This window comes from Bartonella sp. DGB1 (assembly GCF_041345015.1).
Lineage (GTDB): Bacteria > Pseudomonadota > Alphaproteobacteria > Rhizobiales > Rhizobiaceae > DGB1.
Window position 1 is genome coordinate 774,813 of record NZ_CP166769.1, and the last position, 15,895, is coordinate 790,707.

Below are 15,895 nucleotides of genomic sequence, written 5' to 3' on the forward strand. Positions count from 1 at the left end.
ATTAGTAAGAATTTATTATAGACATTAACAAAGGAGTTTTTTGATCATCATTCAATGTTTCCATCCCTAAGCACCAATTGTAGATTTGTCTATCACTGAGTTCAAGTATCTTTTCAAACTCATTTAGCTCTGCAGCTGACATTTTATGTAAATTTTGCTTAGCAAAATTTCCTAGGATATAATCCATTTCTTTCATACCCCTATGAGAGGCTCTGTATAATAAACGTTTTTGTTGGATTGTTGTATGATGCTTTAACATTTTACTATACCATAGTTATAAAATTTGTTACCCTGTTGATATAACAAATAAACCTTATTTTCACAAGTTAATATAAGTATAAAAATGCATATTCAGCAATTAAGTTTCTTTTTTACTCCTTTAAAAGATTTAAAAATTATAGGAACGCAAAATGCTACTAAATTAGCTAAATTATTGAATATTGCTAATTTTGAAGAAGCTCTCGTTTTAGATTTATTATATTTACTACCTTATAAAATTATAGATAGAAGCAAATATATTTCTATAAATAATATAGTAGAAGGAAATATAGTAACTATTGAAGCTACAATTAGTAATATTATTTCACCCGGAAAAAGATATAAAAAAGCACCATATAAAATAAATCTTATCGATGATACTGGTTATGTGCAACTTATTTATTTTAATAGCTTAATTTATAATTATCTTAAAAAATTTAAAGTTGGAGATAAGGTAATAGTCTCAGGTAAAGCTGAAAAATATCGAAATAATTTCACTATAGCTCACCCCGATTATATTTTGCCTATTGATCAAAAAGATAAGTTACCTAATATTGAAATTATATATCCTGCTACGGCTAGTTTATCCTCCAAAAAAATAGCTTTTTTAATAAAACAAATTATAAATAATTTACCAGATGTACCTGAGTGGCTTCCTAGTGAAATTATAGCTAAATATAATTTACCTAAATTTAGCGATGCTATAAAAAAAATTCATAACCCTGCTAATATGAATGATCTAGCAATTGATACACCGTGGAGAAAAAGATTAGCTTTTGAAGAATTATTTGCTCATCAATTAGCTTTAGCTATTATCAGATTATCTCAAACAGAAGAGATAATTAGAACAGAAAATAAAAAATTAAAATTAATTAAGCAATTATATGACTTATTACCATATGAATTAACTATCTCACAACAAAATGTTATTAATGAAATATTTAATGATCTAGAGAAAAATAAACCTATGTTAAGGTTAATACAGGGAGATGTTGGCTCTGGTAAAACTATAGTAGCCTTATTTGCGGCTATTAAAACAATCCAACAAAATGGTCAAATAGCGTTAATGTCCCCTACAGAAACTTTAGCTAAACAACATTTTACTAATATAAAAAAATTAACTGAAACTTTAAATATTAATGTGGAGATATTGACTAGCGCAAATAGTAAAATAAGTAAAAATAAAATTATTGAAGAATTAAAAACAGGAAAAATAGACATTTTAATTGGTACGCATGCGCTTATCCATCCTGACATTATTTTTAAAGATTTAAAGTTAGCTATTATAGATGAACAACATAGATTTGGAGTTAATCAGCGCTTGCAATTATCAGAATATAAAAAAAATCCTGATACTTTACTCTTAACCGCCACACCTATACCGCGTAGTATGTTATTAGCTACCTTAGGAGATATGGATATATCACAATTAACAGAAAAGCCAATTAATCGTCAACCGATAAATACGACTACCATAGCTATAAATAAAATCAATCAATTGATTAGTAGTTTAAAAAATATTATTACTCAAAATCAACAAATTTATTGGGTATGTCCATTAATTGAAGAAACAGATAAATTACCTTTAACACCGGCCAAAGATAGATATGAAATTTTAAAAAAAACTTTTGCAGATAAAGTAGGATTATTACATGGTAAAATGAATAGTAAAGAAAAAGATAAAATAATGGAGGACTTTACTAACGGAAAAATCCAAATATTAGTAACTACTACAGTGATAGAAGTAGGAATAGATATCGCTAACGCTACAGTAATGATTATAGAAAATGCTGAAAGATTTGGACTTGCTCAATTGCATCAATTAAGAGGTCGAGTTGGTCGAAGTGATATAAAATCTAATTGTATTTTATTATATCAACCGCCCCTATCAGATTTAGCCTTTAAAAGGTTATCTATTTTAAAAAATAGTGATGATGGTTTTTTAATAGCAGAAAAAGATTTAGAATTAAGAGGTCAAGGCGAATTATTAGGCACGAAACAATCTGGAGTGCCTAATTTTTATTTTGCTCAGTCATATTTCCATAAAGATTTATTAATTCTAGCAAATAAATTAGCTAAAAAGATTTTATCTACTGATGAAAGATTCAATTCTATCGTATATTTACCGTTATATTTATTTAAAAAAGATAAAAGTTTGAATCTTTTAAGAGCAGGATAATCACTCTACGGTGACGGATTTAGCTAAATTACGTGGTTGATCAACATCGGTTCCTAAAGATATAGCTGTATGATAAGCTATAAATTGCATAGGTATTGTATAAATTATTGGAGCAATAATTTCGGGCACAACCGGTAAGATAATCATATGACTAGCTATATCTTTAACAAATTTTTCACCTTTTTCATCGGTTACTACTATTAATTGCGCACCTCTAGATTCTACTTCTCTTATATTTGAAATAGTTTTTTCAAATAATTTATCATAAGGTGCTATTACTACTACAGGAGTATCTTTATCAATTAAGGCAATAGGTCCATGTTTTAATTCACCTGCGGCATATCCTTCTGCATGAATATAAGATAATTCTTTCATTTTCAATGCACCCTCTAACGCAATTGGATAAGAGGTACCACGACCAAAATACAACATGCTTTTTACATCTAATAAATGCGAAGCTATTTCTTTAATTTGCTTATCTAATTTTAGCACTTGATTGATGTATCTAGGTAATTCACTTAATTCTTTAATTAATTCTACTTCTTTCTCATCTGTTAATATACCTCTTTGTTTACCTGCTGCTATTGCTAAAGCTGCTAATACAGTCAATTGACATAAAAATGCTTTAGTAGAAGCTACGCAAATTTCTGGTCCTGCTAAAATAGGAAAATTATAATCAGATAATCTTGCTATAGTTGAACCTTCGACATTTACAACTGAAACACAATCTAAATTATGTTCTTTACAGATTTTTAATGAAGCTAATGTATCAGCAGTCTCTCCAGATTGCGATACAAAGATATAAAGATTTTTTTTAGAAAAAGGTACATCTCTATATCTAAATTCAGAGGCTACATCACATTCCACTGATATATTAGCATATTTTTCAAAATAATATTTTGCTACTAAAGTAGAAATATAACCTGTACCGCAAGAGGAAAAACAAATAGAATTATATTTTTTCCAATCTATATTACATAAACTATCCTTAATGCGATGATTAACTAAATCAAAATATCTTGCTAATGTATAAGATACAACTTCTGCCTGTTCATACATTTCTTTCTGCATAAAATGCCGATAAGGCGCTTTAGATATGACTAGTTGATTAGCTGATATTGTTTCAATTGAACGTTCTACTTCTTTTCCATCATTATCATAAATTGTAATTTTTTCTGGTGTTAATATCGCCCAATCACCGTCATTTAAATAAGATATTTTATTAGTATAAGGTGCAAGAGCAATAGCATCAGACCCGACATATACTTCATTATCTCCGTAGCCAATTGATAAAGATGGACCATTACGAGCAATTATTAACATGTTAGGATGACCTTTAAACATCATAACTAAGGCAAAAGCCCCTCTTAATTGAGGTAAGATTTTTTTAACTGCTTCACTAGGAGTCAATCCATTGTCTAACTCAGAAGATAATAAATGTAATACTACTTCTGTATCTGTATCTGAATTATAAGTTATCTTTTTATCTGCTAAATTTTGTTTTATCTCAGCAAAATTTTCAATAATTCCATTATGTACTAGAGCTAATTTTTCATTCACATGTGGATGAGCATTGCGAACTATAGCCGCACCATGGGTTGCCCAACGAGTATGACCGATACCGATACAACCATTAAGTTCATGTTCATTTAGTATCTTTTCTAAATTAATTAACTTACCCTCTGCTCTTAGACAAGAAATAGTATCTCCTTCTAATGTAGCGAGACCAGCGGAATCATATCCACGATATTCTAATCTTTTCAATGTATCTAAAATAGATTTGGAAACAGGTTCCTTACTAATAATCCCAATGATTCCACACATATTTTTCTCTCTATTGTTAATGAAATAATTTAGTATAATATTATTTATTATATAACTAAGTCATATTTATTTTTTTCCACTAGGTAACTTATTTATTTTATTAATTTGATAAGATCTAGCTATAGCTAAAGATTTTTCAGGAACATCCTGCGTTATTATACTACCAGCGGCAATAAAAGCACCATAATTTATTTTAACTGGAGCTATTAAAGCAGACTGTGAACCAATGAATACATTATTTTTTATAATTGTTTTCCATTTATCCACACCATCATAATTACAAGTAATTACGCCTGCGCCAATATTTACATTCTCACCTATATCACTATCTCCAATATAACTTAAATGGTTAATTTTAGTATTTTTAGCAATATTAGCTTTTTTAATTTCACAAAAATTACCTATTTTAACATTTTCTTGTAAATTACTGCCAGGACGTAAGCGCGCATAAGGGCCGATGCTACAATTTTTTCCTATAGTAGATTGTTCTATATGCGAGAATGATAAAATTTTACAGCCTGTATCTATAGATACTCCAACACCAAAGAAAACATGCGGAAAAATTTCTACATCTGCAGCAATTTTTGTATCATAGGAAAAATAAATAGTTTCAGGTAATATTAAAGTTACTCCTGCCTGCATTAAGGCTTTACGCTTTTTATTTTGCCAAATAGATTCAGCTATCGATAGTTCTTCTTTAGTGTTAATACCTATTAAATTTTGCCAGTTTAATTTTATTGCCTCTACAGTTAACCCTTCTTTATTTGCAAGTTCAACTAAATCCGTTAAATAATATTCTTGCTTTTGGTTATTATTATCAATTTTTAATAATAATGGTAATAAATATTTTGTTTTAACTACCATTAAGCCAGAGTTACAAAATTTTATATTTTTTTGCGAATCATCTGCCTCTTTTTCTTCAATAATTTTTATTAATTTACCGTTTTCTTCAATTAGTCTTCCATATCCTTGTGGATCTGGAGGTATAAAACCAAAGATAACTAAATCAGCTCCGTTAGTTATCTTTTGTTGAGCTAACTTAAGATCTTCAGATTCTATTAGAGGTGTATCACCATAGACAATATAAGTTATGTCACTATCATTATTTTCTAAAAATTTTTTAGCTGTTAATACTGCGTGAGCAGTACCTTGACGATTTTCCTGCTTAAAAAATTTTAAATTAGCTAAATTTTCTTTTAGAACTTCTTCTACTTTTGATGATTGATTACCAATTATTACTGCAATATCCGTTATATTAGCTTTTTTTACCGTATTAATAACATGATTTATCATAGGTAATCCGGCAATTTTATGTAATATTTTAGGCGTATTAGAACACATTCGAGTGCCCTCGCCTGCGGCAAGAATTATAGCTGAAGAATTAATCATAGGTCACCTTTTATCCAAAACTATTAATATTAGGGAAAGTTTCTAATATCCAAAAAGAAATATTTTGCATACCTCCAGTAATAAAAAGCACACCAGCGATAATAAGTAATATTCCTATTATTTTTTTTATTTTGTTCATATGCATACGAGATTTTGTTAAAAAAATCATAAATTGTCCTGAAAATAACCCCGCTAAGATAAATGGTATACCTAAGCCAATAGAGTAAATTAATAATAATAGTCCTCCTTGTAATATATGATTTTGTGAACTAGCTAAAACTAAAATAGGGCTTAAAATAGGACCAATACATGGTGTCCAACCAAAAGCAAAAGCTAACCCCATAATAAAAGCACCAAAATAATTTATGCTTATATTATTAGTTTGGAAGCGTGCCTCTCGCGAAAATAACGCTATAGAAAATAGTCCTAAAAAATTTAATCCCATTAAAATAATTATTACCCCGCCTATTATAGCTAATTCTGAATGCCAAAAGCGTAAAAAGGCGCTGATAGTGGTAGCACCTAAACCGAGAAGAGTAAAGATGATAGTAAAACCTAATACAAAAAAAACAGAGGAAAAGAATAATCTGCGACGTTTTGTAGAAAAACTTGTAATTTTTTGATTCTTATAATCATCAATTGAGATACCTGCCATATAGGATAAATAAGGAGGAACTAAAGGTAAAACACATGGCGATAAAAAGGATAAAGCTCCAGCTAAAAAAACTATACAGATATATGATATACTTACAGACATAATTTTACCTATAATTAGAGAGTGACATGAATAACTTATAGCAAATATAGAAGTTTGTGTATCTATAAAGCTATAAAAAAATTATCCAAAAAAAATTATCCAAAAAAAAATGCGAAAAACTATAAAAAGTTATTGACCTTTTATTAAAATATCCTTATTTTCGCTTCATAACTTAGAGCTTCTTTAAGTTATCTCAATATTGAATATTGAGAGCACGTAGCTCAGCCGGTAGAGCAACTGACTTTTAATCAGTAGGTCCAGGGTTCGAATCCCTGCGTGCTCACCACTTTATAAAGTGGTGAATGTTTTATTTTCATTGTAAGTAGCAGTTTTTAATTAAGCTTCATTATTTAAATAGTTGAGTTGATTCTGCTTATTCGGATATTGATTTATCGACTATAATTTAATTTCACTTATTCGTTATGAATATAATTATATCTTTATTTTCCATATAAAATAGTTAACAGAATTTATTTAATAGTGTTTAAAACAGTATTAGCTACGTTTTGACTAATTCTATTTAATTTAGATTATTAGATTTAACCAAGCAATTTATAATTATTCATTTATGGAACTGTAATCATAAAATTTTATATAAATGTCTTGTTTTAAAACTAAGAATATATTTTGTTTATATTCTTAGTTTTGCGTATATTTCTATCTTTAAACATCTGAAATAAAATATTAACAAAGATAAAATATTTATATAAATTATGTTTCACATAAATATATTAATACGTAAATATAGTTATTATTTCTTTTTTGCTAATATATCTCTTATTTCTGTTAATAATGCTTCTTCTTTAGTAATTTTCACTGGTAAATTTTTCTCATCAGCTTCTTCTTTATGTCTTATTTTACTTAAAGCTTTTACAAAAAAGAATAATATCCATGCTGTAATTAAAAAATTGATAAAAATGGTTAACAAATTACCATAAGCAATTGTTGCCCCCGTAGCTTTAGCTGCCGCTAAAGTTTGTTTAGGTTCTCCGGATAACTGCCAAAACATATTTGAAAAATCTATTCCACCTGTTAATAAACCTATAAGAGGAGTAAAAAAATCTGAAACTATAGCATTAACTAAACTAGTAAAAGCGCTACCGATAATAACACCAATAGCTAGATCTAACATATTGCCTTTAATAGCAAATTTTTTAAATTCTTGAAATAGTGACATCAACTGCCTCCGATTATTCGAATCATGAGAGAATAATAAACATAATTATCCAATAGTTAGTTCCTTAATTTAAATATCTTATATTTTTTTGTTTCGTTTTTTATAAGTTTCCATTATAACCATTAAAATAGCGTTAATATTTCTAAGGATAGTAAATGAATTTTTTTTCTTCTATAGGACGATCTGCGCTTTTTATGTTTGAACCAGAAAAAGCGCATATGTTATCAATAGCCGCTTTAAAATATGGTATCATAAGCTCAGGTAAAAGATTTTCTGATCCAGTATTGAAACAAAATATAGCAGGATTAGAATTTGCTAATCCATTAGGTATGGCTGCTGGCTATGATAAAAACGCTGACGTACCAACCGCATTGTTAGCACTAGGATTTGGTTTCACTGAAGTTGGAACTCTAACACCAAAAGCACAAAAAGGAAACGAAAAACCACGTTTATTTAGATTAATAGAAGATGAAGCAATAATAAATAGACTGGGCTTTAATAATGATGGTTATAATGCAGCGCTTCGCAAGTTAAGATCTTATAAAAAAGCTGGAATAATTGGAGTTAATCTAGGGGCTAATAAAAATTCACAAGATCGTATAGCTGATTATACTTTAGGTATATCAAAATTTTATAAAGTAGCAAGTTACTTCACGATAAATATTTCATCACCTAATACTCCAGGATTAAGAGATCTGCAATTAGGAAAAAATTTAAATAAATTAATAACGGCCACAACAGAGATAAGAAAAGAAGAACAGGAATGTCATGGGGTATATCGTCCTTTATTCTTAAAAATATCACCCGATTTAACCGAAGAAGACATGGATGATATAGCTCATGCTACTTTAAATTCCTCTTTAGATGGTTTAATAATATCTAATACAACTTTATCTAGAGATAGCTTGATAAGTAATAATAAAGAAGAACAAGGTGGTTTATCTGGGGCGCCGCTATTTGAAAGATCTACAGCAATGTTAGCTAAAATGCGTTTACGCTTAGGAGCAGATGTACCTTTAATAGCTTCAGGTGGTATAGATAGCGCAACAAAAGCAATGACAAAAATAAGAGCCGGTGCAGATTTATTGCAATTATATACTGCTTTGATATATAAAGGTCCTAATTTACCTAATCAAATTTTAAAAGAATTAGCGCAAATGATACGACAAGAAGGAGCGTTCCAAATTAGAAAATTGCGTGATTTAGATACTGACCTATGGGCATCAAGAAAATTTTAAGAAATAGAAATAGTGGATAAGAAAATTAATAGCTTGAAAAAATTAGCTAATTAATTTATTAACAGATAATACTGTGCGGTCGTAGCTCAGTTGGTTAGAGCGCAGGTTTGTGGCACCTGAGGTCGTAGGTTCGACCCCTACCGACCGTACCATATTTTGGAAAAAAACTAGTAAAATCAATTATTTGCAGTATATTCCAGGATAATAATCGTTTTTTTACACTTTCTCTTAAGTGTAAACTATTTAGAATTATGTGTATTATCTTATATTTATGAGAATTACCTATATTAAATATCTTTTACTTATTTCAATATACTATTTATAACTATTAATAATCTTCAGCGTTATACGTCATTGACGGCCGTTTTTCTCTATATCCTAAAGTTAGATGGTAGCTTGTGTTGTAAAATGCTAGCTTTAAATTTATATATTGTTTTTTTTAAGATATTTGATTAACAGCTGAAATTTTTATCAATTTTAAAATACATATATATTATTAGTTTGAACGGTTTATAAAAATTTTGTTAACATTTTTTTTGTGTCGTTACAATGAATGATTTATTATAATGTCTATTATCTGTATTAAAGCCTTATCATAAAATATTTCATAAATTAATGATATTACTAGAATTTTCAATCAGATAGAATAGATAAGAAAAGATAGTTAAAATATCAACGATTACTGTTAGCTGACGCTGTACTTATGTAATCGCTGTTTTGAATATTTATAGTTGAACAATTATAGTATGTTGCTATTAATCTTGCTAGCATAGTTAATCTAAGGATAACAAAAACCAGAATTAAATTAATTAATTTATGCATTTTTATACATTTATTTTTTCTTTAATGTGTTGAAATTCTGGATTATTTATTATTCTTTCAGGTGTGTCATCAACAATAATTTTACTTTTATCTACTATTATAACTCTAGTAAATCTATATAAATTCTCAATGTCATGAGTTACTGCAATTAAACTATTATCCCCTACCGCACTAAATATAGCTTCCCAAACATTTTTAGCTAATTGAGGATCAATTGCGCTGGTTGGCTCATCCAATAAATTTATTGGACTAATGTTATTTATCATACGCAATAAGGATAGCCTTTTTGCTTCGCCCCCTGATATATTTTTTGCACCTTCATTAATTTTTCTAGCATCATTATTAAAAAAATGTTGTACCCCTAATTCCTCTATTCCTTTTATAGGTTCGATATTATTTTTACCAAAAAACACCGCTTGCTTAATATCACCCTCTAAAAATTGCGGTTGCTGTGGTACATAATGAATTAAATCTAAATGTTGTTTACTGCTTAAATCATTTATATTTACGATATTTTGCTTAGAGATTTTAATAAAAAGTTTTTTTCTCGCCTCGATATTTAAGCCAACAAGGGATTCTAGCAAGGTTGTTTTACCACCTCCACTTTCTCCTATCAGGGCCACTTTCTCACCATATTTTATGGTAATTGGGTGATCTAATATTAAGGAAGCTGTATCACTATTATTAATAGTTATTTTTTCTAAGATTAAATCTATTTTCTTATTATCTAACTTTAAATTAGTTTTTGCTTCTCGCTCAAAAGATTTTTGTTCTAATAATTCATGCAACGATTTTCTATCTGCACTAAATTGATTTAAAAAACGATAATTTTCACCTATTTCTGCGACTGAATTAAAAAAAGAATTTACTGCTGCAAATAATACAACTAATTTACCTGCATTAATATATGGAGTTTCAGATGATTGATCTAAAATTGTCCATATTAATAATATAAAAATAGCGAAATTTATACTTAAAATCTTATTAATTGATAAAAAAGAAGCTGAATAACTAACTTTAATAGCACTATCAACATAGCTACTATAAGCTTTTACTAATGGATTTAAAGCCGTTTTTACTGATTGTTCTAATTTTATAGCTTTAGCGCTATTGAATAATGTTGCCGTTTCACCTATTAGATTATCTTCACTTTCATTTAATTTATCAATATGCTGACGCCGCCATTTTATAATATAATGAGTTATTATTAGGTAAATAGCACAACCTAATATTGTCCAAGATAATATTATGATATCACCTGCTGTATATAATAATATGGCAAAAACAATAGATTGCACCAATAAAGGAAAGATATTATTGACAATAAAATGCAATAATGATTCATGTGCGTGTATACCTCGTTCATAGGTTTTAAGTATTTGACCTATGCGGAGATTGTCAAAAAAACAAAATTCTTTATTTAAAATTTGTTTTGTCCAAATTAAAGAATTTTCCTTAACAGCACGTTGAATAAAAGTCGTAAGACCTATTGACTGTATAGGAGTTATAACTGCTTGAGTGATTATAGCTCCTAGGAATAATAACAGCCATTGCCAAATATAACCTATGTCAAATATTAAGCCATCAGTCATGGCATTTATAATTTTTCCTAATATTATTGGAGGCAAAACTAAAATTGCTTTACTAAGCGTTACAACTAATAACACCCCTAAAAACATCCAAAAATTCTTTTTTATTACTTTTATAACAAAATCTATCATTTTAATTCTTCTAGTAATATTTCATTAGGAGTTATTAAATTCCCTGCTCTTAAAAGATTAAATCTGTCTAACCTAAGTACATATAATTAAATTACCTAATCTAGGTTACAAAAATTTAGCTTATTTTAGAAGTCCTATAAATGAATAAATTTTTCTTGATCTCTGCTTTCATATAACTGAGTTCAGTTATATGAATTTTAAAATATCTCATAATGGCTTCCCTTTTATTTATTACTAATAAAATAATAAAAACTTTATGTATTACGGTAATATAGTTTTTTTAAAAAATCAATCTTATATATTTTTGAATAATATACTAACACAACGAGTATATTAAAAAACTATAAGTCTTTTATAGTTCTATAATCTCGAACAATTTGTAAGATTAATTTTAATTATATTTATTTTTAGCTTAAAAAGTAGCCTTTATTTTAGTTTTTCTAGTGTGCTGAGTATATAATAAATATAATCCTCCTACTATAAGGAGAAGCCCTGCAATAAAAATATAAGCACCATAAACAGTTAATGGAATATTTAATAAAATAATAAGGCTATCTACTATATTATTAACACTCTGCGACGTCATAGCTGTTCCAATAAGGGAGCTAAAAGCCAGTATTGAGGTTATAGTTGAGGACACTCGACCCATATAGGAATTTGTAACTTCAATTTGTAAAATAGGTCCTTGAAGAATAGCAAATAAAGAAAAAAGTATCCCACATAAAAATAGTAAACACCAAGCTAAAAACAAAGGAGGTGTAAGAGCATACGCTAAATAACCGCAACCTAATAAAATTAAACTAATTGAAAATAATTTATAAAGTGGTATAACTTTTGAAAGCAATTTTACTAAAAATGTAGCAACGGCTCCTCCTATCGGAAAAGCTGTAAGTATCCAACCATATTCAACGGCAGAAAAACCAAGAGTTTTTAAGCTATATATAGAAAGCATAACATTATTAATACCTAAAGTAAAACCATAAAGAGCAACACCTATCGCTAAAACTCTTATTTTTTTATGATTCCAAGTAAACTGTAACCCCTCCCATAGTTCGCACCAAAAAGACGGATGTTGAACTGTTTTTTTAGGACGTGTTTGTAGATTTTTAATAAAGCAAATACAGATCATCGAACTTAAAAAAGTTAATATATTAATAACTAGCACCCAAAGCGGTCCAAGCAATAAAAATATACTAGGTCCAATTGCTCCTGTAATCACGGCAATTCCTGTAAGCGCAAACATCGACTTAGAAGAAGCTTCTATACGTCTCTCAGATGGTATCACTAGTTGCATAACAGTTTGACGGGAAGCATTAAAAAATTGCGCCATTATACCATTGAAGAACAACAAAATTAATAAAGTAACTAGGAGCTGCAATGCACTAAGAGAGTACGTTAAATAAAGTAACATAAAAATTATAAAAGTAACTGACCGCATTATATCAGCAGTGATCATTACATAAACTGGTAGCAGTCGATCAGCCCAAGTTCCAGCAACAATTGAAAACACCATACGTGGTATAGCAGTAGCAAGAACTATGCTTGCAACAGCAGTTGTTAAAAAAGAACTATCTTTAAAAATATCAACAATCAACCAAATAATTACTATAGTTGAGAAAAGATACTCTCCAAATGATGAAAAAATTTGTCCTAACCACAAACAGGCAAAATTTCTATTAATAAAAATTTTTTTGTTTAAAGAATTCATATTATCAATTGCTTCATCTAAAACAACTCAAATTTGTCCAATTGTTTTTGAATAAAATTTACCTTAAAAAATTTATACAGAGATCTTCATTTTAAAATTAATTTATATATGCTAACACAAGAGTTATTGCATATAAACTTACTTTGCACTTATTTTACATAACATTAACAACTTCTCAATTTAAATTAAGAAAGATAGCTATACCACTATGCGACTCCTCTGCTAACTGCTAATATTGTGATACATTAATCTTTTTTAGCATTGTCTTTCCTTTCTTTAGAGATTACTATAAATTCATGAAAATAACTAAATCTATCTAATTTCCAAACGGCAAGAGCAATATTCTTTCAAAAAATAACGATATTTATAATTTTACTTTTTATACTCATGTATAAATAAAGATGTTCATAAAAAATATTGCAACATAACATATTATTAAATTAAGTAAAGCTTAAACAACTAATATAATATCAATAGTAATTATAGCTTTTTTCTATTCATGATTACTATAAATAGCGCAGAAAAATATTTAATTAAAGTAATGAGTAATATTTACTTGAATTTTAGCAAAAAACAGGTAACATATTATTAAAATTATGTAAATAAGGTGCAAATAGTCGAATAACTAAAATATATTAATCTTAGTAATTATAGAATAATACTAGCTAATATTAATTATTTAGTAAAAAAAAATTGTAAATAAATTTTAGCAATAATTACTAAATATTTGTTATAAATGTATCACTGTTATAACAAAATCTTAAAATATTTATTATTTAAAAATAATAGAGATAACTTAGCAAAACTCTAACAAAAATGCTGCTAACCATTACGGGTTATACTGATAAGATGAATTTTGGAGATATTATTTCGCATGAAATTAGCCCTTTATGTTTTATATAACAGCTTTATTGCTTTAACAACTAGAACAAAAGTTTTTTTATATTTATCTATGTTATTTTTTATATTAGATATAGTAATAAAAGTATCTGCTCCAGTAGTTTTTGCTTATCTTATATATAATGCTCAAACAAGCACTGATGGTTTTATTTTAGTTATCCTCATATATTCAAGTTTATATTTTTTTTCTAAAGTTTGTAGTTCTTTAATGATAAATTTTTATTATAATTTTGAGCAAAAAATGCAAAAAAATATTTTATGCGATTTTTTAGCTAAATTTTATAAGATCAATTATTATGATGGTATTAAACATACTCATAGTGAAGTAGCTAATATTTTAAATAGAGGCTCTTTTGGCTTACGTTCTGCATTTTATCATCTGGTTTATTTTATTATACCGCCAATTATAGAGGCTCTTTTAATAATTATAATAATATTTTATAAATTAGATCTTAACCTTGCTATTTTTTTCTTAGCAATAATATTGCTATTAATTATTATTACTTGTTCTATTGCAAAAAAAATTCAAAAAGCGGAAGAAAGCTATTATGAAGTTTATTCAAAAAATTTCAAAATATTATTTGAAGGTATAAGGTCATCTGAATTTTTACGTTCATTCAATAAAACAAATTGGTTCCTTTCCATATATGATAAATCATGCTTATTGTTTATGAAAAAGGTTCTAGCAACTATTCCTTTAAGAATAATATCTGAAATATCTTTTGGCTTATTATTATTTGTATTATTCTTTTTTTCTAATTTATATATTTATCGCATGTCTACTGACAATTTACAATTTATAGCTGATCTAGTGCTTATTAACGGTCTTATATTACAATTTACTGCTCCTTTATTTAAATTTGCTGCTTCTTATAATTTTTTCATTGGTGGTATAGCTAGTGCTGCACAATTTTTTCACCTCTATCTCGCTCCAGCTAATGCTGAAAAACATGCTCATGTAAAAAAAGAAAAAGCCTTAGCATTTTGTAGTCATAATCTTTCTATTGAATATCCTGATAGAAAACATTTAACTTACCCTGACTTAATAATTGAAGATAAAAAAATTGTTTTGATCGAAGGCGCTTCTGGTATTGGTAAATCTTCTGTAGCAAAGGCTTTAGCAGGACTTATCCCATATAAAGGAATAGTTGCAAGTAGATATAAAACAACAGATGTTTATTATCTTTCTCAAAAAGTTGATATATTTGACATGAGTGTTTTTGATAATATTCTTTTAGGTAGTGAATTAGACATGCTTAAATTTGAAAATTGTCTGACTCAAGTAGGTTTTAGTCAGGAAGAAATTGCAGATCTTAAAAATCGTCCTTTAGGCGAAGGTGGTTCAAATATTTCTGGCGGACAAGCACAAAGAATTGGCTTAGCGCGTGTCTTATATCACAATGCTAAAGTAATTATTCTGGATGAACCAACAACTGGTCTTGATAATAAAACAGTTAAGGCAGTTTTGAAAATGATTGTTGATATCTCAAAAGGTAGAAGTATGATTATAGTGAGTCATGATGAACGTATTAAAGCTATTGCATCTCAGATTATTAAACTGGATTATTAGAGTTTTATTTATAACAGTCTTAATTCATATTGCCCTACCCCTTTATTGATAAAGATTAATGTTTAAATAACCTAGATATAATTTTAAAAGGTGAATCTTGAAAAAATATAACAAAGATATATTTATGATTATGCTTATATCGAAATAATTATATTAAATGGCTGTTAATTATAATATCGCAAAAAATATAATACTTTATTTAATTTTTACAGATGCTTATGCGCATTAAACTTTATGATGTTATATGTCTTACCTAATTGTTACTAAACATAGGTTCAATTGTATATTTCTTCTCTAGAGTCTGTATATTAAGTTGCATCAGTTCACGTTAAACAGCTGACGCAAACATATC

At 27.9% G+C, this 15,895-nt stretch carries 10 protein-coding genes and 2 tRNA genes; 5 read left to right on the top strand and 7 right to left on the bottom strand.

Annotated features, from left to right (window positions below; all coding sequences use genetic code 11):
- Position 1: 1 nt before the first annotated feature.
- Complete coding sequence (locus AB6T46_RS03880; protein ID WP_370930851.1) at positions 2-259, bottom strand: succinate dehydrogenase assembly factor 2; 258 nt, start codon at positions 257-259, stop codon at positions 2-4.
- Positions 260-343: 84 nt separating this feature from the next.
- Between AB6T46_RS03880 and recG the strand changes: the two genes are divergently transcribed.
- Entirely contained in the window at positions 344-2,437 is a 2,094-nt protein-coding gene (recG, locus tag AB6T46_RS03885) for an ATP-dependent DNA helicase RecG (protein ID WP_370930852.1), read from the top strand.
- Here the strand turns inward: recG and glmS are convergent, their stop codons facing one another.
- The 3 genes from glmS to AB6T46_RS03900 all read right to left on the bottom strand — a co-directional run bounded on the left by glmS (position 2,438) and on the right by AB6T46_RS03900 (position 6,407).
- The gene (gene glmS, locus AB6T46_RS03890; protein WP_370930853.1) at positions 2,438-4,261 is read right to left on the bottom strand and encodes a glutamine--fructose-6-phosphate transaminase (isomerizing); all 1,824 of its coding nucleotides are present in this window, start codon (positions 4,259-4,261) and stop codon (positions 2,438-2,440) included.
- A 66-nt stretch (positions 4,262-4,327) separates the two neighbouring features.
- Entirely contained in the window at positions 4,328-5,650 is a 1,323-nt protein-coding gene (gene glmU / locus AB6T46_RS03895; RefSeq protein WP_370930854.1) for a bifunctional UDP-N-acetylglucosamine diphosphorylase/glucosamine-1-phosphate N-acetyltransferase GlmU, read from the bottom strand.
- Between the two features lie 10 nt (positions 5,651-5,660).
- The gene (locus AB6T46_RS03900; protein ID WP_370930855.1) at positions 5,661-6,407 is read right to left on the bottom strand and encodes a cytochrome c biogenesis CcdA family protein; all 747 of its coding nucleotides are present in this window, start codon (positions 6,405-6,407) and stop codon (positions 5,661-5,663) included.
- 210 nt (positions 6,408-6,617) lie between these two features.
- Between AB6T46_RS03900 and AB6T46_RS03905 the strand changes: the two genes are divergently transcribed.
- Positions 6,618-6,693, top strand: a tRNA-Lys gene (locus tag AB6T46_RS03905).
- Between the two features lie 465 nt (positions 6,694-7,158).
- Here the strand turns inward: AB6T46_RS03905 and mscL are convergent.
- Complete coding sequence (mscL, locus tag AB6T46_RS03910; RefSeq protein ID WP_370930856.1) at positions 7,159-7,584, bottom strand: large conductance mechanosensitive channel protein MscL; 426 nt, start codon at positions 7,582-7,584, stop codon at positions 7,159-7,161.
- A gap of 155 nt (positions 7,585-7,739) precedes the next feature.
- On the opposite strand from mscL, the gene AB6T46_RS03915 reads away from it, so the two are divergent.
- Both AB6T46_RS03915 and AB6T46_RS03920 read left to right on the top strand, forming a co-directional pair.
- Entirely contained in the window at positions 7,740-8,822 is a 1,083-nt protein-coding gene (locus AB6T46_RS03915; RefSeq protein WP_370930857.1) for a quinone-dependent dihydroorotate dehydrogenase, read from the top strand.
- 75 nt (positions 8,823-8,897) lie between these two features.
- Positions 8,898-8,974 (top strand) — tRNA-His (locus AB6T46_RS03920).
- Between the two features lie 672 nt (positions 8,975-9,646).
- Here the strand turns inward: AB6T46_RS03920 and AB6T46_RS03925 are convergent.
- The gene (locus tag AB6T46_RS03925; protein ID WP_370930858.1) at positions 9,647-11,365 is read right to left on the bottom strand and encodes an ATP-binding cassette domain-containing protein; all 1,719 of its coding nucleotides are present in this window, start codon (positions 11,363-11,365) and stop codon (positions 9,647-9,649) included.
- 412 nt (positions 11,366-11,777) lie between these two features.
- On the bottom strand, positions 11,778-13,073 hold the full coding sequence (locus AB6T46_RS03930; RefSeq protein ID WP_370930859.1) for an MFS transporter: 1,296 nt from the start codon (positions 13,071-13,073) through the stop codon (positions 11,778-11,780).
- Positions 13,074-13,929: 856 nt separating this feature from the next.
- On the opposite strand from AB6T46_RS03930, the gene AB6T46_RS03935 reads away from it, so the two are divergent.
- Positions 13,930-15,543, top strand: a complete 1,614-nt coding sequence (locus AB6T46_RS03935; protein WP_370930860.1) for an ATP-binding cassette domain-containing protein — start codon at positions 13,930-13,932, stop codon at positions 15,541-15,543.
- Positions 15,544-15,895 lie beyond the last annotated feature (352 nt).